This window comes from Bacillus sp. 05T21 (assembly GCF_056396785.1).
The window spans coordinates 1-24,514 of sequence record NZ_JBFTMD010000003.1; the positions used below are offsets into that span (position 1 = coordinate 1).

A 24,514-nucleotide genomic window follows, 5' to 3' on the forward strand; every position below is an offset into this window, starting at 1 on the left:
ACATGCTGAAGATGGACATGCTGAAGATGGTTGGGAATTTGTTCAAGTCCTTACTCTAACAATGGCAGGATACACGAGTTCTTTGGAGATTATCTTCAAACGAACCAAATAACTCCTTTCAAAAACAAGAGAGGTTTGCTTTAAATAACATACAAAAAGAACTGGAATATTTGGGGATCTAATTGTTCTCAATTTAACTTATAAGACAAATAAGCTAATATTAATCAACTTCTAATAACAAAAATTATGTAAATGAGCTGTCCATATGGACAGCTCATTGTATTTTTGCTTAGCGTGGTTTTTTGATGCATGTTGATCGTTTTTATCGTTTTGGGGTAACTCCTCCTTGTTAGCTTGATGGATATGGGGTATTTGCATTTCTTATCTTGATGGCAATGTGAAACTATCCCTAATATAAAAATACTTTGTCTTTACAAATAATACTCAAACATTTTTGCAACCTTTTCTTTCATTTTTTCTTTTATAGATAATTGATTGACGTCAGAGGATGTTACTTGCTTTGAATTTTGTAAGTCTGCATTAATCACTGGTTTTATTCTCGAAATATAGATAGGGTCATGAATATAACAGTTCATTTCTTCATTGTTCACTCAAAAAATTAAAGGTGAATGACTTTTATAAAAGTACTGCTCATTCTACAATCAAACATTTCAATAATTACATAGAACAAGATCATTGTTATGTAAAGCGCCGGTTTGCTAAATCCTCAGGATTCTAACACTTTGAATAAATCTGTCCTTATAGGTCAAAATATGTAAGGTATTGTGCTGGAATGCACTTGCCTATTCTAAATAAGGAGTGAGATGAGTGGCTGATAAAAACGAACGTAATCGTGTTGATAATGATGCTGGCGAAGCGGTAGGAACTGGTGTCGGTGCTGTTGCTGGAGCTGCTTTGGGTTCTGTTCTTGGTCCACTTGGTACCGTTGCAGGAGCTGTTGCAGGAGGAGCGATGGGTAACAAAGTCGGCGAAGGTGCCGATGAGGCTAATGACAGTGTTGCGAACCGAGAAGATTAGACTTTAATCAAAGTGACACTGAATGAATTGGATTCCCAAAAAGGGAGTCCTTTTTTTATTAAGTTAATTCAGATTTTTTAAGTAAATCATCGGTGAGATTGTGAATCAATTCACTTAAAGTAAAGGGTGCGTTAGTTCAACAAGCTATAAGCAGCAATCATAATCATTTTCTTGATTTTCCGCAATCGGGCGCCTGAATAAACCTTAGATTTTTAATCGACTTTATTGTTATATTTTTGAGTACAGTGAAGTATCTTATATTGGAAATTAAACAACTATATTTTAACCCCGTCCTAAATTTAGAACGGGGTTATGCTTGTTTTAGCTTTTAAAATTTAATAGCACCACCTAAATGGAAGTTTTATCTCGCAACGAAGAGGTAACTCCAGTTCTAAAAGAAGAGCCTGAAGTATTTTGGAGTTTGTAGAGTTGATAGATGCTTTAAAATATGTTTCACCAAGTCGTGATAAACCTTTTAAAGCTTATAAGCATATTACTGAAAATTGGGATGATAACTGGGATAGTGTAAATTCACAGTAGAAAAATATAATTGGAGGATTATCAATTTCTAGTGTCCAAGGTGAAGCATTCAAGGCAGTTGCTAGTACCATAGAATGTTTCTTTAAGGAACAGGAATGACTTAATAGTCATTCCTGTTTGTTTTTTTGCGGTATCAAGTTAAGAAGCACATTCTTCCCCAAAAATCATAAAAATGAACTTCGGTGCTATAAAAAAAATTCCATTTAGGGGGTACTTTAAAATCTTAGCTTGATGGGCATGTGGCGGTACCCCTTATTAAAATTAAAGTGGTTCAAGTTGGAGGAAGGCACCCTAGGCTGTTTTTTCTTTATGCGTTAAAAAGCCTACCTATTTCCGTAGGTGGGCTTTATCTTTATTACACAATACCAAAGTATACTTTCTTTTTTTCGTAAGCTTAATGCAATTATACATATTCGGTAAAATTACACCAAATAAATATTACATGTAGTAAAGTATAACTTGTGGACACGTTCTATAAAGCAGATTCTCCGATTAGAAGGCGTAACACATCTCAACCATATAGATGTGGCGTTGCTTTAATCTAGCCAAACAAACGATCTCGATTTTCTTGTATTTGTACACTAACAATCTGGTAAAAATAAATAATTCTGTTTTATAGGACGTGTTTACTTAATGTCTAATACATATTATTAAAAGTAAAGTGGTTCAAGTCGGAGGAAGGCACCTTAGGGTGTCTTTTCTTTATGGGAATTTCTTGAATTACTTATATAAAAGTTACTTCATAAGTATTAATACTTATGAAGTAACTTTTATCTGATAAGAAAGGGGCATCAGATTTATGAACAACCTTAATTTCCTTTGTGAGCAATTTGCTAAAATTCTTAATGGAAAAAGCAACATAAATCAGGGTGTTTGTTCTGTCTCCTTGCGTCGTAATATTAAAGTGTTTGTTCAAGGACGACCAAGCACCTCAGTGATACCGGTTGGGCTATCTTTTGAATCGTTAGATCAAAGTGGCAATGCGTTGAACTTTGGAGAAATCGCTATTTTACAAGAAGAAATTCCTTTATTTATACAATCAATTGTTCAACAAGGGATTATTGTTAGCGCCTTACATAATCATTGGTTATATATGAAACCATTGATTATGTATATTCATATCCAATCTGTTGAACCACCATTAAGTTTTGCGAAAAAATTGGCAAATTCCTTTTCGGTTTTAAGTAGTTATCCAATTACTGATAACGGGAGCTAATGTTAAGTAGATCCTATTTATTCATTTCTTATATCGAGAATCATGTGAACAAAGAATGCCCTCCAGCTAAGCGATCTGGAAAGCATTTTTATAAATTTTTAGATACATTGAATTCCGATAATCGAAAATTATGTAAATAAGCTGTTCATTGGATTCTCATAGAAAACTGTGGTGAGATGCAAGTTTTGATTTTGAAGCACTTCAAAATTTTAGCTAGATGGCTATGTATCGGTACCCACAATAAAAAGGCAGGAACATATCAAATATGTTCCTGCCTTTGATTTTAGAGAGATGTTTCCTAACAGTTGATTTTGTTAACGAAAGTCGACTTTAAATCCATATTTTGTATAGAATAAAGTACATATAATAAAAGTATGAGGTGATACAGTGAGAGAGATTAATATTCATAAAATCATTGCGGATAAGAGAAAAGAAAAGGGAATTACACAAGAAGAGTTAGCGGCGTATATCGGTATTACAAAGGCATCTGTTTCCAAATGGGAGACGGGGCAGAGTTATCCGGATATTACATTTTTACCACTGTTAGCATCGTACTTTAACATAAGTATAGATGAACTAATCTGTTATACACCGCAAATGAAACAGGAAGATATTAAAAATTTATATCATAGACTAGCGGAAGCTTTTAGTGAGGAACCGTTTGATGAAGTAATGATGGAGTGCAGGGAAATAATCAAAAAATATTATTCTTGTTTTCCATTATTACTTCAAATGGGACTACTTTTTATTAACCACCATATGTTAACAGAGAATACGGATAAAAGAATTGAAATTTTAGAAGAGGCAATGTATCTCTTTAGCCGAGTGCAGGAAGAAAGTGATGATGTTTCTCTTGTGAAAGAGGCGGTATCGTTTCAAGCAACTTGCTATCTTATACTCAATAGACCAAATGAGGTGCTTCAATTACTTGGCGAAACGATACGTCCTAACTTTCCAGAGGAAGATCTAATTGCGCAGGCGTATCAAATGCTTGGAAATGCTGAAAAGGCGAATGAAATGATGCAAATTAGTATGTATCAACATTTAATACAACTCGTTGCGACAATACCGAATTATGTAGTAGTAAATGCCTCAAACGCTGAAAAGGTAGAGGTAATTTTAAATAGAGCATTCATGTTAATAGACATGTATGAAATAGAAAAACTACATCCTAATATGACTTTAAAAGTATACTATGCTGCTGCACAAGTATATTGCATGCAAGACAATTTTGAAGGTTCATTAGAAATGCTACGGAAATATGCAGCAGTTTGTGCGGATAGCTTTACAGTAAATAGCCTGCATTTACACGGCGATTCATATTTTGATGCGATTGATGGATGGTTTGCAGAATTTCCGCTTGGCGCTAAAACGGTTAGAAATGAGGATATTATAAAGCGAAGCATGCTACAAGGTATTGCAGAGAACCCGATTTTCGCATCGATGAAAGATGTAAGAGAGTACAAAAATATAATAGCGAGTTTGAAATTTAAATTGGATATAAAAGAATAGAGGGAGGATAAATATAATGACCTTTGATGAATATGAAGTAGCGATAAATAGTGAATTTACTTTGCGCGGTACGATTACAAAGCCAAAAGCTGACGGGAAGTATGCTGCTGTTGTCATTATTGCTGGATCTGGAGAAGTTGATCGTGATGGAACGATAGTGCCACTGAATATGAAAGGGAATATGTATAAAGACTTGGCACATCTGATTACAAACCTCGGAGTAGTTACATTACGTTTTGATAAACGTGGTGTTGGAGCAAGTAGGGGTGAATTTATGAAAGCTGGGATGTGGGATTTAGTATCCGATATAGAAGCTGTTATTGCGTATTTGAAAGAGCAACCATTTGTTGATCCGGAAAATATCATTTTAGCTGGTCATAGTGAAGGGTGTATGTTAGCGACTGTAGTAAACGCAAGAACACCAGTTAATGGACTCATACTTCTTACAGGAGCTGCGGAATCGTTAAAAGAAGCTACTAAAAGACAAAGAGAGATTATTTATAAAGAGTTAAAAGAGCAAAAAGGAATAAAAGGAAAGTTAATGCGTCTTCTCAATATTGAGAAACGGGGAGAAAAGCAGGCGCAAAAAGCAACAGAGAAAATGATAAACTCCAAAAAAGATATTGTTAAAATTGGTTTTAAGCCAATGAATGCAAAATGGCTTAGAGAGCATTTTCAGCATGACATTTATAAAGATTTAATGAAAGTAAAATGTCCAGTACTAGCAATTGCTGGTGATAAAGACTTTCAGACAAATCCTGAAAAAGCGAAGCGAATTGGTAATTATGTTAAGGGTGATTCTGAAGTATATGTAATAAAAAATATGGATCATACGTTAAAATATTTTGAAGGTGATTTTAAAGCGTTAGAATTTAAAAAGATTTATGCGGAAGGTGCAGATAAGCCGCTTCATCCGAAGCTGGAAGAAATTATTGTGAATTGGATGGATACGAATTTTACTTCGCAATATGCGGGCAGTAAGACTCTCAGCTCAATATTAGGCGAAGGTGAGGAAGTTGGAAGGGAGAGTAATTGTCCGTAAAAGATCGGTTGTTGTAGGTTAATCTAGTTTAGTATATGGGTAATAAGTTTTTTATCGTCGTTTTCCATTTGGTAATGATAAATCCTAACTATTTAAGTTGTAAAAACGAACATTCTTATTATTTTTATTAAAAATGTTAACTTTTAGATTGCGTATACACTAATAGTTTGTTATATTACCAATATAATAATTTTAAATAACATCACTCGTATATACTCGGTAATATGGTCCGAGCGTTTCTACCTAGTTCCCAATGAAAGAACTGGACTACGGGTTAAAGTATTCGGTCGTTCGGTGTATTGAGCCGCTACCGATCTATAATTTAGCAATGGCCTCATCTTTTGCTTAATTAACTTTGACTACCGTAGTTCTAGAAAGTAGAGATTCTTCTACAATTTCTAGAGCTTTTTTCTTTGGACCAAAACCTCGAGTATAGAAAACAACAAGAGAAAGAGGAGAGATTATTTATGAAGAAAAATCTGTTGAAAAAATATGGTGCCCTAGCAACTACTATCGCATTGTCATTCGCAATACTTGCAGGATGTAATGCTAGTCCAAAACAAGTAGCAGAGGCAAAAAGTAATCAAGACCCTATCTTAATTCAAGGCCCAATGCCAATAGAAGCTGAAAAATTTGCAAAAAGGTTAAAAAATGTGAAAGAAGAAAAATCTGGGAGTTTTGTATTTTATAAAGGAACTGTAGACAATTATCCTGTAATCGTTGCGAAAACAGGTAAAGGAATGGAAAATACAGCAGCCGCTACAGCAGTGGCTATTGAAAAATATAAGCCTATAGCGATTATTAACCAAGGAACATCAGGTGGACATGATCCTAATTTAAACGTATTTGATATTGTTTTAGGAAAACAAGTGGCGAATATAGGTTCGTTAAAAACAACAAATATGAATGAGAACCAAGGGATTGAGCCGGCAAAATGGATATCTATGGACCTGATGGCTTCTGAAGGAAGTGCAGGAGAAGATCCAAATGCTGAGAAAATCCGATACTACGAGGGAGATAAGGATTTACTTGCAGCAGCTAATGCAGTAAAAGACAAGTATACAAAAGGTAAAGTGGTGGAAGGTACTATAGGTTCAGCAGACGTTTGGAATAATGAAGTTGATAGAATTAAGTGGTTCCATACAAAATACGGTACATCTGTAGAAGAAATGGAAGGCGCTGCCGCAGCGCAAATTGCAAAAGCTTATGACGTACCATTTTTAGGGATTCGAGTATTATCTAACAATAAAACAAACGGCGGAAAATACAATCCAAATACAGCGGCGGCAAATCAAGAATATGTATATGAAGTAGTTAAAAAGTATATAGATTCGATACCAAATAAATAAAAGTAGTACTATTCTTACCATAAACGTCAAGTAACTCCAAAAGTTTCCGAGACAGATAGACCTATATTAGGATTAGTAGTTGGAAAAGAAAAGCTTGTTTCTTATTTAAAAAAGATAAGAAACAAGCTTTTTTATGTAAATTTTTTTTATGAACTATTCAATAAATATGTATAATTGCATAAAAAAATTGAAGTTTATAAGTTATCATTAAACTACTTTTTACTGTAAGAGAATATTTTAATAGTCTTTACTAGAGAAGAATATTCTTTGTGAAAATAAAAATTGTTTATGTAATTGAAGAAACTGAAATTTAGGAGAACAGTATGAAAAAGAAACTATGTACATAGGCTTTTTTGATTAATCAATTCAAATTATATGTTAAAGGGGAAATGGGTATATGAAGTTCCGAAACACAAAACTTGCTATGGTTACACTATCTTCATTTTTTATTTTAGGTTCTGCATCTCTATCATTCACAGATATCATACATGGTGAAGTAGTTTCTGCATCTCCACAAGTAGATACGTTTTCAGCACAAGAGATTACTGTAAAAAACTATGACGATACATATTATAATAACGCTATAGGAAAAACGGGTTTAGAATTAAAGAAGGAACTTCATAATGTTATTGATGATCATACAAAGTTATCATACAGTGCGGTTTGGGAAGCACTAAGAGATACTGATGAAGATCCAAATAATAAAAACAATGTGCTACTCTTATATACTGGGCGTTCGCAAGGGAAACTTACGAATGGTTCAGGAGTTGATAATTGGAACCGAGAGCATGTTTGGGCAAAATCTCACGGTGATTTTGGAACGACTGCAGGAGCTGGAACAGATTTGCATCATTTAAGAGCGACGGATGTATCTGTAAATAGCTCACGTGGAAATCTGGATTTTGATAATGGTGGTGTGAATCATTCAGAAGCGACAGAATGTAAGTACGATAGTGATTCTTGGGAACCTCGTGATAGTGTAAAAGGAGATATCGCTAGAATGCTATTTTACATGGCTGTTCGTTATGAAGGAGACAACGGCGAAATAGACTTAGAATTAAATGAAAAGGTGAATAACAATAAAGATCCGTACATGGGTAAACTATCCGTTTTACTAAAATGGAATGAACAAGACCCGGTAGATGATTTAGAGCGAAAGCGTAATGAAGTGATTTTTACGAAATATCAACATAATCGTAATCCTTTTATTGATCATCCAGAATGGGTAAATAAAATTTGGAATTAAAATATTTAAAGGTATTTTACTTTGAGAGAAGGGATTGATCACTATGATCAATCCCTGTTTATATCTATACTAGAATAAGTGATTTTTATAGGATTGGAGAATAGAATAGATATTTTATTAAGTTAAGTATAATATGAGTCTTTTAATACGGTCCCCACTCAATATTCACGCCAACAATAAGAAAAATAAGTCCAATGATAAACCAAATGAATGCAAGTGGAGCCATGAAGCGAATCCATTTTCCATAAGAAATGCCGCTCGCTGTGAGAACGCCCATTAAAACACCGGAAGTTGGATTGAGGCAGTTCACTACACCTTCTCCAAGCATAACAGCCTGTACTGTAACTTGGCGTGTAATATGCATGAAATCGGCTAATGGAGCTAATATCGGAATGAAAATAACAGATTCTCCTGTCCCGGATGAAATGAGGAAATGTAATGCGGCACTACTTACATACATGCCGAGAACGCCAAATACAGGGCTATGTCCTTCGAGAGACTGTGCGAGTTGATTAACGATTGTATCAAGTAATTTGCCTTGTTCTAAAATGACTGAAATACAACGAGCCATTCCGACGATCAAAGCACCGTATATGAGATTTTGGCAGCCTGCTAGAAAAGTAGAAGCGATATCGTTTGCTTTCATACCACCTATTATTCCCGCTGTAATTGCTATGAATATAAAAGTAGCGGTCATTTCTGCGTCCGTCCAATGTAGACGAGAAGCGCCTATTAAAAATGCAATTAATGATAAAGCTGAAACGAGTAAAATTAATTTATGACGTATTGTCCAAGGAACTTCTGTTTTCTCTGTTTCTTTCTCACTTGAAAGAGCATTACTTGGAAACCAGTTATCTCCGAGTATGCTTCCTTTATTCGATTTTTTTAAGCGTTTTACATACCAATTAATATACAAAATGGTAGCAATTAAAAAAGAGATATAAATTGTCGTACGTAAACCAATTCCTGAAAACATCGGGAGTTCTGCGATTTTTTGTGAAATGCCTAAAGGTGAGGGAGATAAAATAGTAGCATTAAAACCAGCATAAGTGCCTAAATAAATAATTGCTACGCCGACGATAGCGTCCCATTTTAATGTGCGTGCAACGATGATGCCGATGGGGATAAAGCCGATAACTGAGTTCACGATAATACCAGTCGTTCCGAGAATAGAAAAGAGTGCGGCGACAATACAAATGAAAAGTAATTGCTGATTCCGAAATTTGTTAATTACATGATAGATTAAACCGTCAAGAGCACCTGTTTTTTCAAGAATTGCAATGGCTCCACCTGTAAATAAAATTAAGAAGATGATAGGAGCAGCAAGTGTCATTCCTTTTTCAATAGCGGTAAAAAAAGAAACAAACCCTACCGGCGATTGTGGAACAGAATGATAACTTCCTGGTATTGTCGTTGTAACAGTACCGTTTGTGACTCTTTTAAATTCTCCAGCAGGAACGAAATATGTAGCTATTGCACAAAGTAAAGCAATAAAAAATAGTAGTACGTACGCGTCAGGCATTTTAAACTTTCGTTTACTTGGCTGTTTTTTTGCCTCGGTCTGTAATTGCATAAAACCCCTCCTTTTTCACTTGGTTAATTTTTAATATTCCGAAATTTATCTGTGGAATAGATTATAATAAAGGTGGCTTCTTAAGGCAATAGTTTTTCTGTCCTTTTCTTACACATACAAATTGTTGCAATATTAGACAGGGAAACGAAAAAAATCCAAGAATATGTAATATAAAAGGAAAAGAAAAGAGGGAAAGAGATGTGGAAAACTACGGATCTATGTGATGAATTTGAAAAGGAATTACAAATATGTCGCCAGTCTTTTCGGTCTTTCGGGAAGAAAAAACAATTCTATGGGAAAATCGCAACGGTAAAAGTGAAGGATGATAATGTACTAGTAAAAGAGGGGTTACAAACACTGCCGGAAGGTACAGTATTAGTTGTTGATGGCGGAGCTTCTAAAAATTGTGCGTTACTCGGTGATAATTTGGCAGCTATTGCGGAAGAGAGAAACTTAGCAGGAATTATTGTAAATGGGTATGTTCGTGATTCTAGTGAATTAAAAAATATTAATATTGGTATTGTAGCGTTAGGGACGATGCCAAATAGAAGTGTAAAAGAAGGAAAAGGAGAAAGAAATATTCCGGTGCAATTTGGTGAAGTTGAATGGAAACCGAATGAATATGTTTATGTAGATGAAGATGGAATTATTGTTAGTGATAAAAGCTTACATAGTGAGGGATGACTTCTATTAATGGAAGGCTATTAAGCTATTATTCTTAGAAAATAAATCCGATAAAGCATGGACAAAATTCTTTGTCAATAGTAAAATAATACAGAATTTAAAAATTACAGAATGTATAGGTTTATCGATTTACGATAAAGTGAAACTTTAATCAGTGGGGATTTTGTTCATCCCCACTGATTATTAGCCTTCACCAATCGGGCATTTACGGGCAGTTGATCCCCACTTAACTTCTTTGCTTTCGCTGAATTTGAGGTGGGGGTCTTACTGCTCGGTGAATAGCGGGATAACTTGAAAAGGGAGTAAATTTTGCCTAGAAAAGTGAATGTTATCACAATGGTGCGTTCATAAACGAAATTATTTTTCCTATACAAATATAGCCGCGAATAATGTGGGTAGGAGGTGTTGTACATTTTTGTTCGACACTTACAAAAAGAGAGTGTCAACCGCATACCCTTAAAGGGTCTTTTTTTGTGTGAATGTTAGTAAAGGGAGGGAATTTTGGGATGGCAATGTTAAAGAAATGGCTGCTTACATCATTAATGGCAGTGGCACTTGTATTTGTTTCTTTTGCGAATACAGTACATATTACGTTTGCTGAAGGAAAGACAGCGAAACTTGCAATTATTGGTGAATCACAAAAAGGAATTATGTTATGTCCGAAAGAAGTTTCCATTGAAGATGGAGAAACAGCTTTTAGTTTGCTACAAAAAGTTATGGGTGACAAAGTAACATCTGAAAGTATGTCATTTGGAACGTATATAAAGGGCATCGATGGATTAATGGCCGGAGCAACGAGCGGTTGGTTGTATGATGTAAATGATAAATCTGCAGAAGTTGGTGCGGATAGTTATAAATTAGAGTCTGGGGATGTTGTTGCATTTCGTTACGTTGCAGACTGGAGCAATATGAGTCAACAAACGTTGCAACAAACGTTAGATAAATTTGGCACTTGTAAAACTGTAGAAGAGCCAAAACCAGAAGAACCGAAAACAGAAAAACCAGAAGATAAAGTAACAGAACAATCAAAGCAAGAGAAAGTCGAAATTCCAGCAGCACAATTAAACGAAGCGATTTCTAAAACGTCAGAAAAGATGTTACAAGATGGAATTGGTAGTGATTGGGTTGCGATTGGACTTGCTCGTTCAGGTGTAAATGTTCCGCTTGAAACGAAAATAAACTATGTTAAGCCAGTAGCTGAAAAGGTTAAGAAGCGTTTAAATCGTTTTTCAGCAACAGATTTAGCTAGAACGATTATTATGATGAATGCAATGAATGTTGATCCTACAAAGGTAGAGGGACAAAATTTAGTACAAAATTTATTTGAATCAGATAAAGTGAATTCCGTTACAGGATACGCATTTACATTACTTGCATTAGATACAAAGAAATATGAGATTCCGGCCGAAGCAAAATGGAATCGAGCTGCTTTAGTACAAGCACTTTTACAAGCGCAGCATACAGACGGTGGCTGGACGTATGATAGTTCAAGTAGTAAAGAAAGTGCTAGTAACGTTGATGTAACAAGTATGGTATTAGCAGCATTAGCTCCTTATCAAGATCAAGCAGATGTAAAGCCAGCTATTCAAAAAGCTGTTGATTATTTATACAAGCAGCAGCTAGGTGATGGTGGTTTTGCCGCTGATGGACAAGAGAATTCTAATAGTACTGCACAAGCAATTATTGGACTATCGCTAGTTAAAGATGTAGATCACGATCGTCTTAATAAAGCAGTACAAAATTTAATGTCATATCATCTTCCAAATGGTGAGTTTAAATGGTTACCAAGTGATCAAAAAGGTAGCGGAATGGCTACAGAGCAAGCATTTTTAGCTTTACTTCAGTTTAAAGATCTTGGAAAATCGATTTATGATTGGTCAAATGTAGTAGAGAATGAAATCGATACGAAACCAATTGTAGAACCAGAGCCAATTGTAGAACCAGAACCAACTGTAGAAGAAAAAGAAGTTGTAGAACAACCGAAACAACAAGAAGAGTTACAAAAACAACCAAAAGATGAAAATCTGAAAGTTGTTGTAAATAACGAACGAGTTAATAAAGAAACAAATAAGAATAAGAATCAATTACCACAAACAGGAGCATCTTCTCATAGTGCAGCTACACAAGTAGGTATGGGTGTATTATGTATCGCTTCTGCATATGTATTATGGAGACGTAAAGCAGCTTAACAAAAATTAGGAGCAATCATTTGCTCCTAATTTTATTATAAAAGGTGAGGGCTAATAATGAGTGGAGATGAACAAAATCTCCACTCATTAAAGTTTCACTTTATTATGAAAGGTGAGAGGCAGCATGAGTAAGATGAAATGGTTCATTTCTTTAGTTCTTTCATTGGGATTATTAGCCGGATGTGAAGAAACGGCTGTAAAGCCTGAGAAGAAGGTAGAACCGAAGCAAGAAGAGCAAAAAGAAGTAGCGAAACAGGAAGAACAAAAAGATGTACCGAAACCGGAAGAGAAGCAAGCTGAACCGGAACAGAAACAACAAGAAGAGCAGAAAGATAAACAAGAACAAAAAGTAGAAGAGAAACCGAAAGAAGAAAAAGCGCAGGAACAACCTGAAGTAAAGAAAGAAGAGAAACCAAAGGAACAGCCTGCTGCAAATAAACAACCAGAGCAACAAAAAGTACAAGAAGAGAAACCCCAGCAGCCGAAAGCGCCAGAAGTAAAAGAAGAAGCAAAGGTTGTTAATCAGCCAAAAGAAACACCAAAGCAGGAGCAAAAGAAAAATCCAGAAGAGAACAATAATCTACCAGCTCCGCCACCACCGGTACCACCACCAGATCCGGTAATACCAAAACCAAAACAAGTTACTATCTCCGTAAAAGGACATGAAGGATACTTATTAGGTGCAAAAAAGGTTGATGTACAAGAAGGCGATACAGTTTACAGTGTACTAAAGAGTACAGGATTAGATGTTGATGCGAGTGGATCTAAAGGTGATGTTTACGTAAAAGGTATTGAAAATTTATATGAAAAAGACGTAAATGATAATAGTGGATGGAAATATCGTGTGAACGGTGCATTTCCGAACCGTAGTGCTGGTGTAGTTACAGTTAAACCAGGAGATACAGTTGAATGGGTGTATGTATACTAAATTAAGAAGGGATATTCGGTAAAGGACTATGAAAATAAGCTTTTCTTCTTTACATCCTTTTGTGAATTTTTTCTATTATATTGGGGTGATGATACTATGTATGATGTGTCTTCATCCTCTTTTTTTAATTGGAGCGATTATACTAATAGTAATCTTAAATATAGTACAGGGAAATGGTGAGAAAATAAGAAAGATGCTACCTAGTACTATCGTATTCTTTTTGATGGTTATTTTATTTAATTCTTTATTAACACATAGAGGAGCGACTACGTTATTTCATTTAGGAGATAGCCGGATTAAGCTTGAGGCCTGTATGTACGGACTTGTTATGGGTTTATTATTAGTTGCGATTATGTTTACGTTTGCTTCTTATAACGATATTATTTCGAGTCATAAATTTTTATATTTGTTTTCAAGAATTTCACCGAAAGTTGCATTGTTAACGATGATTACAGTGCGATTTGTTCCTTTGTTTATTAGGCGGTTAAAGAAAATTACACTCGTCCAAAAAACGAAAGGTGTACAATTAGATTCAGGTTCACTCATTGAGCGTATAAAAAATGGAATGAAATTACTGCAAGTGTTATTAGTTTGTTCGTTAGAAGATGCACTACAAACAGCAGATTCTATGCAAGCTCGTGGATTTGGTGTAACGAAACGTACGACTTATATTCGGTATAGAATGGAAAGACGCGATTGGTACACGCTAAGTTATTTAAGTATTCTATTTATAGCCTCATTCATATTTAGTTATTATGGCGGAGGGAAATTGATCATTTATCCGAAAGTGGAATCAATACTATTCCAGCAATACGATGGAATTATGTTTATATTATTTATGATGTTTGTTAGTTTACCAATTATGATGGAAGGAAGGGAATGGATGTGGTGGCACATGCAGAAATGAAGAATTTATCATTTATATATACTGATGAAAATGAAGAAGCGTTACAGCATATTTCTCTTTCTGTTCAAAAAGGAGAATTTATCGTACTTGCTGGCGGTTCAGGTTCTGGGAAGACAACTTTATTAAAACATTTTAAAAAGGAGTTACTTCCAATTGGCACGCGTTCTGGACATACATATTATGATGGTGCTTTATTAGAAGAAGTACCAGATTTATTATCTGCACAAGAAATTGGTATGGTATTTCAAAACCCAGAAAATCAGCTCGTAATGGATACAGTTATTCAAGAATTAGCATTCTCTTTAGAAAATATTGGGTTACCATCACATATTATTCAAAAAAGAATAGCGGAACTCATTAGCTTTTTAGGATTTCAAGATTTGTTACATCAATCTGTCCATACTTTATCTGGTGGTCAAAAACAACTAGTAAATTTAGCAGCAGTATTAGTCATGCAGCCGAAGCTACTATTACTGGATGAACCGACAGCGCAGCTAGATCCGATTGCTGCAAAAGAGTTTTTAGGATTATTAAAACGTATTAATGAAGAACTTGGAATTACGATTATTTTAAGTGAACATCGTTTAGATGAAGTTATACCGCTCGCAACACGCGTTGTTTGTATGGATAATGGCAGAATCATTTATGATGGTACTTCTAAAAGTGTGATAGCGAACATGTGGGAAGTAGAAAAGTTTCGTCCATTCATTCCGCAAATTCCAAGATTGTTTTTAGAGTGGAATGTGAAAGAGATTCCATTTACAGTGCGAGAAGCACAAATGAAAATGAATGATTTTTCAGCGATATCATATAGGAATGGGCAAGTAGAACAATGTGAAAAGCAAGAAGTAATTTTAAGTGCAGAACATATATCTTTTCAATATGAAAAAAGTAGTCCACTTATTTTACGCGATTTAACAGTAAACATCGAAAAGGGAAAATGGACAGCTCTAGTTGGGAAAAACGGAACCGGGAAGTCTACGCTGTTAACGATTTTAGCAGGATTACAAAAAGCTAGAAGAGGTAAGGTAAAGTGGAATGGAAAAATGATACATAAAATTGATTCGAAAGAACGATTTAAAAGTATAGGGTACGTATCACAACACCCGTATTATCATTTTACATTTGATACAGTGTGGGAAGAGGTTTATGAGCGCGCGCGTGAATTATATGGAGAAGAGGGAAAAGTAATAGCAGAAGAAATGTTGAAAAAGTTCTGGTTAGATTCACTTAAAGAGCGCCATCCACATGATTGTAGCGGGGGAGAGCAACAACTACTCGCATTATGTACAACTTTATTGTCAAAGCCAACTTTATTATTACTGGATGAGCCGACAAAGGGACTAGATCCATGGAAAAAGGAAAGAGTTGGAGAACTATTTAAACAGTTGCAAAAAGAAGGTACAACAATTGTAATGGCAACGCATGATATTGAGTTTGCAGCGAAATACGTTGATCAGTGCATGATGTTATTTGACGGGAAAGTCATTATGAATGATGCACCGAAAGAGTTCTTTAGTGGTAACTTCTTTTATACAACATCTATTAATCGATTCATCCGTAGAGAGTTGCCGTTTGCATTAACGTGGGAGGATGTGTACGAAGCGTGTCCAAACGATATGTTGCATTCATAATATTTATTTTTGCTGTTGTAATATGTACACTACTCTTTACGACTTTTATTATGGACGGGTATTACATGGTAAGTAGTTTGTTTTTATTAGCTGTCATTATGTTACCTTTCTATGTTCGTTTTGAAAGGAAGGCGTTTGTTTCACGTGAAATTGTTATCGTTGCTGTGTTAGCGGCGATTGCAGCGGTTAGCCGGGTACCATTTTCTATTTTACCAAGTGTACAACCGACTTCTTTTGTCATTATCGTTTCTGCAATTGTTTTTGGGAGTGAAACTGGCTTTATGATTGGGGCAACGGCGGCTATTGTATCTAATATTTTTTTAGGACAAGGTCCGTGGACGCCGTGGCAAATGTTCTCTTGGGGCATGATCGGGTTTATAGCTGGACTATTACGTAATACATTTTTAATGAAAAAACTGTGGGGAAGACTGTTGTACGGATTTGCCGTTGGATTTCTATTTGGCTGGATTATGAATTTTTGGGGTCTTCTTGGTTTTATACAAGAAGCAACGTGGGAAACAGTTATTGCTTACTATGTCGCAAGTTTTTACTTTGATCTGAGTCACGCGATATCGAATGTTATTTTCCTTCTGTTATTTAGTACGTCATGGATTACGATCCTCACAAGATTTAAAAAGAAATACGGTATATTAGATGAGCATAACGTGACATAGAAAAGCATACTCATATAAGGTAGGGTCGCGACTTACATATTCGTTTGCCTCTTTCATGCTTCTTACATATTGTAAGGAGCATTTTTTATTGTCAAAAAATAGATCTAATATATATCCGTTATTATATGAAATTATTTGTATAATAGTAGGTGAGAACTATTTTCAAGAGGGGGGTGTATAGTTAATGAAGTTAGTTATTCCGAAGCAACATGGTGCGTGGGCAATGCTTGTTATACCTTTTCTATTAAGTGTTATACTTGGGAAACCTACTTTTTATCATATTCCATTGTTTTTAGCTTGGTTCTTTATCTATTTAGCTACGTATCCATTTCTCGTGTACATAAAGCAAAAACGAAAAAAAGAATTTCTACACGCTGCAATTGTTTATTTTATCATTGCATTTGTATTTGGGATGATTTCTTTATTATATGAATGGCGAATTCTTTTATTCGCAGTATTAATGATTCCATTGTTTATTATAAATATGTATTACGCTCGTCAAAAAAATGAACGAGCATTACTAAATGATGTTTGTGCGATTATAGTGTTTTGTATAGGTGGTTTAATCAGTTATTATTTCTCCATGAAATTAATAGATAAAACAGCATTATTCATTGCGCTTATTTCATTTCTATATTTTTTAGGAAGTACGTTTTATGTGAAAACGATGATTCGTGAAAAAAATAATCCGAAGTATCGTTTTATATCTTGGGGGTATCATATTGTATTAACAGTAATCGTATTTACTATAAATCCATGGTGTTCACTCATATTTGTACCAAGTTTAATTCGGGCCATTATGTTGTATGGTAAAAAGATTTCTATATTAAAAGTAGGGATTTTAGAAATTGTTAATTCTGTATATTTTTTAATCATAACGGCAATAATGATGAAGTATGCCATTTGAAAAAACTTCCCATCTTTTGATGGGAAGTTTTCATTCTTGTTCTAAAATGTGAACGGTATAATCACATCTTTGTAATGCTTGCTCTACAGCGTAAAGGGATTGTTCAATACGTGCGCGATTAAAATCTTCTTCAACAGTTTGTAATGCATCTTCTAAACAATGTTTTGCTTCTTGTAAGGAATGAAAAGAATCTTGTACGTATCCACGAGCATTCTTTTTCAAAGTAGTAGCCTCCTTTTGTACATCTTTTTGTAGTATGAACAATAAAGAAGAAAATATAATTATTATATTTATTTGACAATTATAATAAAATTACGTATAGTTAAATTTAAAGTGAATATTTTCTTATCCAGAGAGGTGGAGGGACTGGCCCGATGAAACCCAGCAACCGCGATGCAGGTGCTAATTCCAGCAGAACATATTTGTTCTGGGAGATAAGACGAAGATATACGTAACTTCTTCTTATCGGAGAGGTTTTTTTGTTGCAAAAAAACCGATTACGAAAACATATAATAAGAAGAAAGGGGTTGCGAAGTACTGTGACACTCGAAAAATACGTAAAACTGCGTAGTACAGTTTATGAATATATGATAGAGCAAGATAAGCCAATATCATTGTTAGATATTCAAGAACATATCGTTTCGCATCATGAAGGAAAATTCACTAAAAAAATGTTACATCAATTTTATTTATCAAGACTATTAGATGAACTCAAACTGGATGGGAAAATTACTTTAGCTGATGATGAATATCGCTATGCTGAAAAAGGGGTATTTTATAAAGCGGGAAAAGGGAGCTAGGCTCTCTTTTTTTCTTGAAATAACGAAGTATGTAGCGTAAAAGACTGCTAAAGCAGCCTGATACAAGGGAATGGTGTTGAGTGTGTAGTGTCAAAGATTGAATGTGCCTGAAAAAGGCACTTCATATCGGCTGCAAATGAAAAGAGACACCTTCGCCGAATAGGTGTCAGTCGTTTGTCACGTAGACTCGCTACTTGACAGTTATTAGAATAACATGCAGGATTTTGGAAGTCAAAAGGGAATTAAAGGAAGAGGTGTTGTGATGTATGCATACTTATTAAAAGATATAATGAAATGGATTCCAAAGTACATTATAGATAGAGGATATGAATATTATGAAGAGGGACATGTAGAAGATGTTGAAATACACGACAAGAAAGTATTTGCTTTCGTTACTGGAAATGCAGGGAATTATGAAGTGATTATTGATCTTGAAGATTTTGCAGAAAGTAGCTGCGAGTGTCCTTATGAAAATTATTGTAAACATATGGCGGCAGTTGTGTATGAAATTCAAGGTGCTGGTGAGAGTACAGTTAAAGAGCAATTGAAAGGTTTAGAAAAAGAAGAGTTACTAACAGTATTAAATCGTTTGTTACAAAGTTCGAAAAATGTGCAAATTGTAGAGAAAATGTTAAAGAAGGGGAAACCTTAACTAAAGAGGGAGTTGTTTTGTAGTGAACGTACTAATTATATATGCTCATCCTAATCCTTCAAGCTTTAATGGGGCAATTTTAGAGCATGTGCAAAAAGGACTTGAGGAAACAAATCATTCTGTTACGCTACTTGATTTATATAAAGAACAATTTGATCCAGTGCTTGTATTTAATGAAGAGAAGAAAAGACGTGATTTACTAAATGAAGAAGAGACGAAGCGATATAGAGAATTAGTGCAGAAAGCGGATATTCTTCTTTTCATATATCCGATATGGTGGTGGGGCATGCCTGCTATTTTAAAAGGATTTATCGATCGTATTTTTGTAGCTGGATTTGCTTATAAATATGAGGGGGCATTACCGAAAGGCTTATTTAAAGGTAAGAAGGCGTGGGTTATTAATACGTTAGACTCACCGTTATGGTACGTAGCACTATTATATCGATCAGCGGATTGGATTATGATGAAAAGAGGGGTTTTGCGTTTTTGTGGTATTCGCAATATAAAACGTTCTGCTTTTCAATCTGTGAAAACGAGTAAAGTAACGAAGCGTGAAAAATGGCTGTTACAAATAGAAGAAGCGGCTCGTACATTATGAATGAAATCGATCGTATTATAAAGTGCTGTAAGTATGATGACGAACTTTTTCGTACGTATATTAAGTGTTTAGTCCAATTGAAGAAGTGTAGTGAAACGTTAAAACAAATTCAGATACAATTAAGAAATGATTATTTAATAAGAGGGATTTGTGAAAGAGAAGTTGATGAGGTAATAAAGGGAAGTAAAGAATATGAAACATATTTTCTTCCTAAAGTATTGCAGTGGAATTTCCTTAAGAACAATCCTCATATGATTGAAAAAGTATGTGAAGATTTGTTTACATATGAAGCATTAAATCATGCAGAGGTAGAGTGGAGGAAGGTAATAAGCTGTATAGATAACGAATGATTTATTATATAAAAAAGCTAGTATAAAACTAGCTTTTCGTTTAAATAAATAAGAAACATAGACTAATGATAAATCCTGCATATAGTAAGTTAACAACACAAAATCCCATAATATCACGCGCGCCTAAACCAGCTATCGCTAATGCCGGTAATGCCCAGAAAGGTTGAATTAAATTTGTCCAAGCATCCCCCCATGCAATTGCCATCGCTGTTTTCGCGGCAGGTACACCAAGTTCAGCGCCAGCTGGAATCATAATTGGTGCTTGCACTGCCCATTGACCGCCTCCAGATGGAACGAAAATATTTACAATGCCAGCACTTAAAAATGTAAAGAGCGGAAATGTGGTTTCATTTGAAATACTAATAAAGAAAGTAGAAATAGCTCCTCCAAGCGAAAGCCCTTCACTATTTACTCCAATCATCATCCCCATAATTCCAGCATAGAACGGAAACTGAAGTAAAATGCCTGAAGCACTCTTAGTTGAGTCAGAGAAAGCGCGAATATATTGAATCGGAGTACGGTGGAAAATAAGACCGGCAATTAATAACATAAAAATAACGATATCAAGTGTAAGGTTAAAGCCTTTCGTACTAAAATAGTTAAAAATATAAATAAGACCTAATAATCCGATGCAAAGTGTAATAATCATACTATTTTCCATTTTTTCAGCGAATGTTTTTTGCTCTACTTCTTGAGCGGCAGCCTCTTCATGGAACACGATAGGGTCTACAGTAATTGTATGCTTTTCATCTGGATGCATTGCTCGGTTAATAAGAGGCATCGTAACGAGAAAGATAATAACCGGAACGAGAGCGTATGGCGAGAATAACGTTTCTGTTATTGGAATCGCTTCGTTAATACTCCCAGCGGTCGTTTTGATTAACGTTTCGCCGCCTGTTGCTAACGTAAGAGGGATAGAAGCAGAAAGGCCTGCATGCCAAATGAGAAATCCAGAGTAGGAAGAAGCAATTGCTAACCTATAATCTAATCCTTCTAACTGTCTGGCCACTTCTTTTGCATATAAAACCGATACAACAATACCAAATCCCCAGTTTATGTATGCTCCTAGTAAACTTACGATTGAAATAGCAATAATACCTTGTCCATTTGTTTTCGGTAGTTTCGCTGCTTTCGTTAATCCTTTTTTAATAAGAGGAGCGTTTGCTAATGCAGATCCTGTCACGAGTACAAGAGCCATTTGCATAGAAAAGGCGAGAAGTCCCCAAATTCCATTACCCCAGTGATTAATCATTTCTACAGGTGTTTGGCTCGTTGCAAACATGCCGAAGAAGATAACGAAAACAGTTAATAAACATGATAAAATAAACGGTTCTGGTAAGAAACGCTGCACAAGGGCAACACATCCATTTGTAAATGAACGAAACAAAATAGCTCAACCTCCTTATGTTATGTATGTTTATTACAATATTCGAGGTTGTTTAGGTGATAACCTTTAATGTATAGAAAATTCAGATATCTAAGGTGGTTGTCATAATGTCTAGGTAGATTGATAGTCTATGTTGAAATGTTATTTCATTTTGAACTGAAATATTTCAAAGAGGGGTAGTATCTATGCAAATCAACTTAAGCAAAGCAAATAGCCCAAAACGTTAAAATTATAGTTTGTATATATAAATCGAAATAGTGTAAAAATATGTGTTTTCGTTTATATCTCTGTTAATTAGATTTGACGAAAACAGAAATTGAAAAGAATGCTCTATATACAAGGGAAAGAGATGGTCATAGACGAATATGTCCATCAAATGACAGTTTATGTAATAATCAGATTATTAAAAAAGGATATTAGCTATTTTTAACGAATTCTGAATTACAAACAAAATTTATCAAAAGTGGTGAGATAATATAGAGAATAAAACAAATTTATTTTTGGATATGAAAATGGAAAAATATATAGTTAGCAAGCTTCGAAGTGCCGGTTGTGTTTTTGCAGAAGATGAGACCCGGTTACTTATGTCAGAGGCACTAACTCCAGAGGACCTTATGAAAATGGTAGAAATGCGAGTCAACGGTTTACCTCTGGAATACGTTGTTGGATACACGGAGTTTTGTGGTCTACGAATAGAAGTGGATCGAGGCGTTTTTGTACCGCGTAAACGTACCGAGTTCCTTGTTCATCAAACAGAGGCTCTGTCACGTTCTAGCGATATCATTGTTGACCTATGTTGTGGATCAGGTGCGGTGGGCGCAGCACTGGCAGCAGCTTTGGGACGAGTTGAATTGTATTCTGTTGACATTGACCCTATCGCAGTACAATGCGCTAGCCGCAATGTAACGAATTTTGGCGGTCATGCTTTTGAAGGTGACTTGTATAAAGCTCTACCAGACTCACTTAAGGGCCATGTAAATATCCTAGTTGCGAACGTACCTTACGTTCCTACTGAAATAATAAAGTTTCTCCCCCGGGAGGCACGCCTATATGAACCACATGTAACGCTTGAGGGAGGAGAAGATGGTCTTAACATTCTGCGAAGAGTAGCAGAAGAAGCTTTACTCTGGTTAGCTTTGGATGGACATCTTTTGATAGAGACGAGCGAAGTTCAGGCACCCCAGGCCTTTGAAATCTTTGCTGGTGCTGGGCTTAGCACAAAAGTTGCTAAAAACAAGGAACTGGACGCTACTGTCATAATCGGTTCTAATTCTAGCTTTTAGAGTATTACTAGTGTTACGTACGTTTCAAATGTTATGACAATCCAAAGAGAATATAGTGTTTACTGATAGGTGGTAATAGATCAATGAAAAAAGAATGTAATCATATTGGTTTTGTTTTTTGTTTTGAGTGCTTGTTCTAGTAAAAATAATATTACTTTTAAACAAGCAGATGTTGAAAATGGAATAGTGTATGAATTAATTTCTAAAAATATTAATATGAACACTGAAATATCTTATAAAATAAAAATGACTAATAATACCGATTATATTATTGTACAAAATAATGTTATGTTTTCATTTCCTAAATCACCTACTGTTTCTGGCCAAACAACAAATCCATTTAGAGTGTTAGCTAAAGGTAATAAGTTAAATATTAAACCTGGGGATAGTATTGTTTTAGAAGTATCATTTTCTCCTGATTTTTATTCTGAATTTAAGAATACAGAAGTATCTAAAGCAAATCTGTATATAACTGGTTATATCGATAAATTAGCTGATGAAAATCATTTTTATTTTATTAAAAGTATTAATTTAGAGTGAAAAAGTGCACCTCCGATTGTTAGACTGTGTCTAATGAATGGAGATGCACTTTTTTTATTTACCTTATTGAACTAAAGCATCTGTTAGCATAATAGCAAATGATTACAACCGGCTATTTCTCCCAAAGTTCGATCAATCGCCCTTCAGGATCTTTAATCCAAATAAACTTTCCAAATTCATTAATCTCTTCTTTCTTTTCAAGAGGTACACCAATATGTTCAAGATGCTGAATAGTCTCGTTTAGATTATGTACTTGGAAATTCAACATCACTTGTTGTTCTGTTGGGAAATAATTGTCATTTTCAGTGAAGAAAGAAAAGATAGTCTCAGTTCCTAATTCGGGTTTAATCACAGTCCCGTTCCAATTTTCTATTTCAATTTTCAACACTCCACTGTACCATTTTTTTATAATATCAAGATTTTTAGTTCTCCAAAATATTCCTCCGAAACCTTTTATCATTGTATTTAATTCCTGTCTATCTTTAAATTTTTAATGATATAAGTTCAACCTTCAATAAAACGCAGTGCACAACGGGAATGGTAATCGGTTAGATCTTTTGCAAATTGTTGATTCGGAAATCCTCTGTGAAGCAATCTCAACCCGCCTGAAGTTAAGGATATATGATGATGGAATCGATAGAATAACATCCTGTTGGGGTCGAGAGTATCATTCTTTAAATATCGATAATAATCCCCAAATCGAAACTGCAAAAAACTGTGCTCATACTCAATATCAAAGAACTCGGCTCCTTCGATATCAATCAAATAAGGTTCTAGTTTGTCATTAATTAATACATGATCGGGGCCGAGTTCCCCATGTATAAATCCATAACGACTTCTTGTTTCAATTTTTGATTCAAGCACGTACAATGTATCGAGTAGATTGCTATGACTAGCCCTGATGCTGTCAATATGTTGGCATGCGTAATCTAAATCTCTTTTTGCATTCTTCATTTGCAAGTGATGACATTTTTCCGTGTTGATCCCACTTTGATTCACTTTCCCATGAGTAAGTCTCTCGTTGGCATGCATGTCTGCCAGCATATCTCCTATCCGCTGAAACACTTTATCTTTAACATATGAATCGGAATGTTGAAAATAAACTTCTGCCTTTTGTCCATTTACATATTCAACGAGAGCATAATCATAAGGATGACGGTTTCTTTCCTTATTCAGATCATATAGAAGGGGAGTTTGAATTCCTTGTTGAATTAAATACTTGTTATTTAATTCAAATAAATCACTACTATAGGAGTGCTCATGTATATCTCGGTTTGCTATTTCTTCTTGAAAATAATTCATGGTAAGATCCCAAACATACAGAACGCAGGAAAATCCATTGCTGCAATCAATCTTATAGACTACCTTTTGTGCACCGCCATGCATTTTCGTTACACTAGAAACCAAATAACTGGTACCAAAGACTTTTTGCATATACTCCTGTAAATCAGATTGATCAAGGTGA

Annotated in this window: 25 protein-coding genes, 3 pseudogenes and 2 riboswitches; of the genes and pseudogenes, 22 read left to right on the top strand and 6 right to left on the bottom strand. The window is 35.0% G+C overall.

Features of this window, described 5'->3' with window-relative positions; translation table 11 throughout:
- Positions 1-112 (top strand): DUF4177 domain-containing protein (locus AC1DKZ_RS08585; protein ID WP_476996163.1); only part of this gene is annotated, 112 nt, incomplete at its 5' end.
- 319 nt (positions 113-431) lie between these two features.
- Here AC1DKZ_RS08585 and AC1DKZ_RS08590 read toward each other — a convergent pair.
- Positions 432-605, bottom strand: a pseudogene (locus tag AC1DKZ_RS08590) (cardiolipin synthase); the annotation flags it as partial.
- Here AC1DKZ_RS08590 and AC1DKZ_RS08595 point away from each other — a divergent pair.
- The 8 genes and pseudogenes from AC1DKZ_RS08595 to AC1DKZ_RS08630 all read left to right on the top strand — a co-directional run.
- Positions 599-736 (top strand): annotated as a pseudogene (locus AC1DKZ_RS08595) (IS6 family transposase); the annotation flags it as partial. The pseudogenes AC1DKZ_RS08590 and AC1DKZ_RS08595 sit on opposite strands and share 7 nt — an antisense overlap.
- A gap of 92 nt (positions 737-828) precedes the next feature.
- Entirely contained in the window at positions 829-1,038 is a 210-nt protein-coding gene (locus AC1DKZ_RS08600; RefSeq protein WP_000764044.1) for a glycine zipper domain-containing protein, read from the top strand.
- A gap of 429 nt (positions 1,039-1,467) precedes the next feature.
- A pseudogene (locus AC1DKZ_RS08605) lies at positions 1,468-1,677 on the top strand (hypothetical protein).
- Positions 1,678-2,377: 700 nt separating this feature from the next.
- Complete coding sequence (locus AC1DKZ_RS08610; protein WP_001061492.1) at positions 2,378-2,794, top strand: DUF1259 domain-containing protein; 417 nt, start codon at positions 2,378-2,380, stop codon at positions 2,792-2,794.
- A gap of 387 nt (positions 2,795-3,181) precedes the next feature.
- A complete protein-coding gene (locus AC1DKZ_RS08615; protein ID WP_476995994.1) occupies positions 3,182-4,306 on the top strand; it encodes a helix-turn-helix domain-containing protein in 1,125 nt (374 codons plus the stop codon).
- Between the two features lie 16 nt (positions 4,307-4,322).
- On the top strand, positions 4,323-5,348 hold the full coding sequence (locus AC1DKZ_RS08620) for an alpha/beta hydrolase family protein (RefSeq protein ID WP_476995995.1): 1,026 nt from the start codon (positions 4,323-4,325) through the stop codon (positions 5,346-5,348).
- 186 nt (positions 5,349-5,534) lie between these two features.
- Positions 5,535-5,638: riboswitch (purine riboswitch) on the top strand.
- A 177-nt stretch (positions 5,639-5,815) separates the two neighbouring features.
- Positions 5,816-6,697 (top strand): 5'-methylthioadenosine/S-adenosylhomocysteine nucleosidase, encoded by an 882-nt coding sequence (locus AC1DKZ_RS08625; RefSeq protein ID WP_242310961.1) that lies wholly within the window; start codon positions 5,816-5,818, stop codon positions 6,695-6,697.
- Positions 6,698-7,094: 397 nt separating this feature from the next.
- Positions 7,095-7,943 (top strand): endonuclease I family protein, encoded by an 849-nt coding sequence (locus AC1DKZ_RS08630; protein WP_431182693.1) that lies wholly within the window; start codon positions 7,095-7,097, stop codon positions 7,941-7,943.
- A gap of 142 nt (positions 7,944-8,085) precedes the next feature.
- On the opposite strand, the gene AC1DKZ_RS08635 is transcribed toward AC1DKZ_RS08630, so the two are convergent.
- A complete protein-coding gene (locus AC1DKZ_RS08635; RefSeq protein ID WP_476995996.1) occupies positions 8,086-9,516 on the bottom strand; it encodes a YfcC family protein in 1,431 nt (476 codons plus the stop codon).
- Between the two features lie 198 nt (positions 9,517-9,714).
- On the opposite strand from AC1DKZ_RS08635, the gene rraA reads away from it, so the two are divergent.
- The 7 genes from rraA (at position 9,715) to AC1DKZ_RS08670 (ending at position 17,439) form a co-directional block, all read left to right on the top strand.
- The gene (gene rraA, locus AC1DKZ_RS08640; RefSeq protein WP_002013954.1) at positions 9,715-10,200 is read left to right on the top strand and encodes a ribonuclease E activity regulator RraA; all 486 of its coding nucleotides are present in this window, start codon (positions 9,715-9,717) and stop codon (positions 10,198-10,200) included.
- A 506-nt stretch (positions 10,201-10,706) separates the two neighbouring features.
- The gene (locus AC1DKZ_RS08645) at positions 10,707-12,389 is read left to right on the top strand and encodes a DUF4430 domain-containing protein (protein ID WP_476995997.1); all 1,683 of its coding nucleotides are present in this window, start codon (positions 10,707-10,709) and stop codon (positions 12,387-12,389) included.
- A gap of 124 nt (positions 12,390-12,513) precedes the next feature.
- Positions 12,514-13,317, top strand: coding sequence for a DUF4430 domain-containing protein (locus AC1DKZ_RS08650; protein ID WP_002084440.1), 804 nt, complete (start codon positions 12,514-12,516; stop codon positions 13,315-13,317).
- Positions 13,318-13,345: 28 nt separating this feature from the next.
- Positions 13,346-14,224 (top strand): energy-coupling factor transporter transmembrane component T, encoded by an 879-nt coding sequence (locus AC1DKZ_RS08655; RefSeq protein WP_476995998.1) that lies wholly within the window; start codon positions 13,346-13,348, stop codon positions 14,222-14,224.
- Positions 14,197-15,858: an ABC transporter ATP-binding protein gene (locus tag AC1DKZ_RS08660; protein WP_476995999.1), complete on the top strand. Its 1,662-nt coding sequence runs from the start codon at positions 14,197-14,199 to the stop codon at positions 15,856-15,858. The genes AC1DKZ_RS08655 and AC1DKZ_RS08660 overlap by 28 nt, the downstream gene beginning before the upstream one ends.
- Positions 15,831-16,532 carry an ECF transporter S component gene (locus AC1DKZ_RS08665; protein ID WP_002167975.1) on the top strand — a complete coding sequence of 234 codons (702 nt, stop codon included), beginning with the start codon at positions 15,831-15,833 and terminating at the stop codon, positions 16,530-16,532. The genes AC1DKZ_RS08660 and AC1DKZ_RS08665 overlap by 28 nt, the downstream gene beginning before the upstream one ends.
- 184 nt (positions 16,533-16,716) lie before the next feature.
- Positions 16,717-17,439: a YwiC-like family protein gene (locus AC1DKZ_RS08670; protein WP_476996000.1), complete on the top strand. Its 723-nt coding sequence runs from the start codon at positions 16,717-16,719 to the stop codon at positions 17,437-17,439.
- A gap of 30 nt (positions 17,440-17,469) precedes the next feature.
- Here the strand turns inward: AC1DKZ_RS08670 and AC1DKZ_RS08675 are convergent, their stop codons facing one another.
- Complete coding sequence (locus tag AC1DKZ_RS08675; protein ID WP_002084448.1) at positions 17,470-17,661, bottom strand: hypothetical protein; 192 nt, start codon at positions 17,659-17,661, stop codon at positions 17,470-17,472.
- Positions 17,662-17,781: 120 nt separating this feature from the next.
- Positions 17,782-17,880: riboswitch (SAM riboswitch) on the top strand.
- 38 nt (positions 17,881-17,918) lie between these two features.
- Between AC1DKZ_RS08675 and AC1DKZ_RS08680 the strand changes: the two genes are divergently transcribed.
- The 4 genes from AC1DKZ_RS08680 to AC1DKZ_RS08695 all read left to right on the top strand — a co-directional run bounded on the left by AC1DKZ_RS08680 (position 17,919) and on the right by AC1DKZ_RS08695 (position 19,839).
- Positions 17,919-18,239: a hypothetical protein gene (locus AC1DKZ_RS08680; protein ID WP_002110869.1), complete on the top strand. Its 321-nt coding sequence runs from the start codon at positions 17,919-17,921 to the stop codon at positions 18,237-18,239.
- Between the two features lie 214 nt (positions 18,240-18,453).
- Positions 18,454-18,891, top strand: coding sequence for an SWIM zinc finger family protein (locus tag AC1DKZ_RS08685; protein ID WP_476996001.1), 438 nt, complete (start codon positions 18,454-18,456; stop codon positions 18,889-18,891).
- 22 nt (positions 18,892-18,913) lie between these two features.
- Positions 18,914-19,489 (top strand): NAD(P)H-dependent oxidoreductase, encoded by a 576-nt coding sequence (locus AC1DKZ_RS08690; RefSeq protein WP_431182686.1) that lies wholly within the window; start codon positions 18,914-18,916, stop codon positions 19,487-19,489.
- A complete protein-coding gene (locus tag AC1DKZ_RS08695; protein WP_002084455.1) occupies positions 19,486-19,839 on the top strand; it encodes a hypothetical protein in 354 nt (117 codons plus the stop codon). Before AC1DKZ_RS08690 ends, AC1DKZ_RS08695 begins: the two co-directional genes overlap by 4 nt.
- A gap of 40 nt (positions 19,840-19,879) precedes the next feature.
- On the opposite strand, the gene AC1DKZ_RS08700 is transcribed toward AC1DKZ_RS08695, so the two are convergent.
- On the bottom strand, positions 19,880-21,226 hold the full coding sequence (locus tag AC1DKZ_RS08700; RefSeq protein WP_002084456.1) for a short-chain fatty acid transporter: 1,347 nt from the start codon (positions 21,224-21,226) through the stop codon (positions 19,880-19,882).
- 512 nt (positions 21,227-21,738) lie between these two features.
- Here AC1DKZ_RS08700 and AC1DKZ_RS08705 point away from each other — a divergent pair.
- On the top strand, positions 21,739-22,509 hold the full coding sequence (locus tag AC1DKZ_RS08705) for a putative protein N(5)-glutamine methyltransferase (protein WP_476996002.1): 771 nt from the start codon (positions 21,739-21,741) through the stop codon (positions 22,507-22,509).
- A gap of 105 nt (positions 22,510-22,614) precedes the next feature.
- Positions 22,615-23,049, top strand: a complete 435-nt coding sequence (locus AC1DKZ_RS08710) for a hypothetical protein (RefSeq protein ID WP_476996003.1) — start codon at positions 22,615-22,617, stop codon at positions 23,047-23,049.
- Between the two features lie 112 nt (positions 23,050-23,161).
- On the opposite strand, the gene AC1DKZ_RS08715 is transcribed toward AC1DKZ_RS08710, so the two are convergent.
- On the bottom strand, positions 23,162-23,509 hold the full coding sequence (locus tag AC1DKZ_RS08715) for a VOC family protein (protein ID WP_476996004.1): 348 nt from the start codon (positions 23,507-23,509) through the stop codon (positions 23,162-23,164).
- 44 nt (positions 23,510-23,553) lie between these two features.
- On the bottom strand, positions 23,554-24,483 hold the full coding sequence (locus AC1DKZ_RS08720; protein ID WP_476996164.1) for a phosphotransferase: 930 nt from the start codon (positions 24,481-24,483) through the stop codon (positions 23,554-23,556).
- Positions 24,484-24,514: the final 31 nt, after the last annotated feature.

Coding starts and splice junctions, on each gene's coding strand:
- AC1DKZ_RS08610 (WP_001061492.1), top strand. CDS start 2,378: ATGAACAACCTTAATTTCCTTTGTGAGCAATTTGCTAAAATTCTTAAT.
- AC1DKZ_RS08620 (WP_476995995.1), top strand. CDS start 4,323: ATGACCTTTGATGAATATGAAGTAGCGATAAATAGTGAATTTACTTTG.
- AC1DKZ_RS08625 (WP_242310961.1), top strand. CDS start 5,816: ATGAAGAAAAATCTGTTGAAAAAATATGGTGCCCTAGCAACTACTATC.
- AC1DKZ_RS08630 (WP_431182693.1), top strand. CDS start 7,095: ATGAAGTTCCGAAACACAAAACTTGCTATGGTTACACTATCTTCATTT.
- AC1DKZ_RS08635 (WP_476995996.1), bottom strand. CDS start 9,516: ATGCAATTACAGACCGAGGCAAAAAAACAGCCAAGTAAACGAAAGTTT.
- rraA (WP_002013954.1), top strand. CDS start 9,715: ATGTGGAAAACTACGGATCTATGTGATGAATTTGAAAAGGAATTACAA.
- AC1DKZ_RS08645 (WP_476995997.1), top strand. CDS start 10,707: ATGGCAATGTTAAAGAAATGGCTGCTTACATCATTAATGGCAGTGGCA.
- AC1DKZ_RS08650 (WP_002084440.1), top strand. CDS start 12,514: ATGAGTAAGATGAAATGGTTCATTTCTTTAGTTCTTTCATTGGGATTA.
- AC1DKZ_RS08655 (WP_476995998.1), top strand. CDS start 13,346: ATGAAAATAAGCTTTTCTTCTTTACATCCTTTTGTGAATTTTTTCTAT.
- AC1DKZ_RS08660 (WP_476995999.1), top strand. CDS start 14,197: ATGGATGTGGTGGCACATGCAGAAATGAAGAATTTATCATTTATATAT.
- AC1DKZ_RS08670 (WP_476996000.1), top strand. CDS start 16,717: ATGAAGTTAGTTATTCCGAAGCAACATGGTGCGTGGGCAATGCTTGTT.
- AC1DKZ_RS08685 (WP_476996001.1), top strand. CDS start 18,454: ATGCAGGATTTTGGAAGTCAAAAGGGAATTAAAGGAAGAGGTGTTGTG.
- AC1DKZ_RS08695 (WP_002084455.1), top strand. CDS start 19,486: ATGAATGAAATCGATCGTATTATAAAGTGCTGTAAGTATGATGACGAA.
- AC1DKZ_RS08705 (WP_476996002.1), top strand. CDS start 21,739: ATGGAAAAATATATAGTTAGCAAGCTTCGAAGTGCCGGTTGTGTTTTT.
- AC1DKZ_RS08715 (WP_476996004.1), bottom strand. CDS start 23,509: ATGATAAAAGGTTTCGGAGGAATATTTTGGAGAACTAAAAATCTTGAT.
- AC1DKZ_RS08720 (WP_476996164.1), bottom strand. CDS start 24,483: ATGCAAAAAGTCTTTGGTACCAGTTATTTGGTTTCTAGTGTAACGAAA.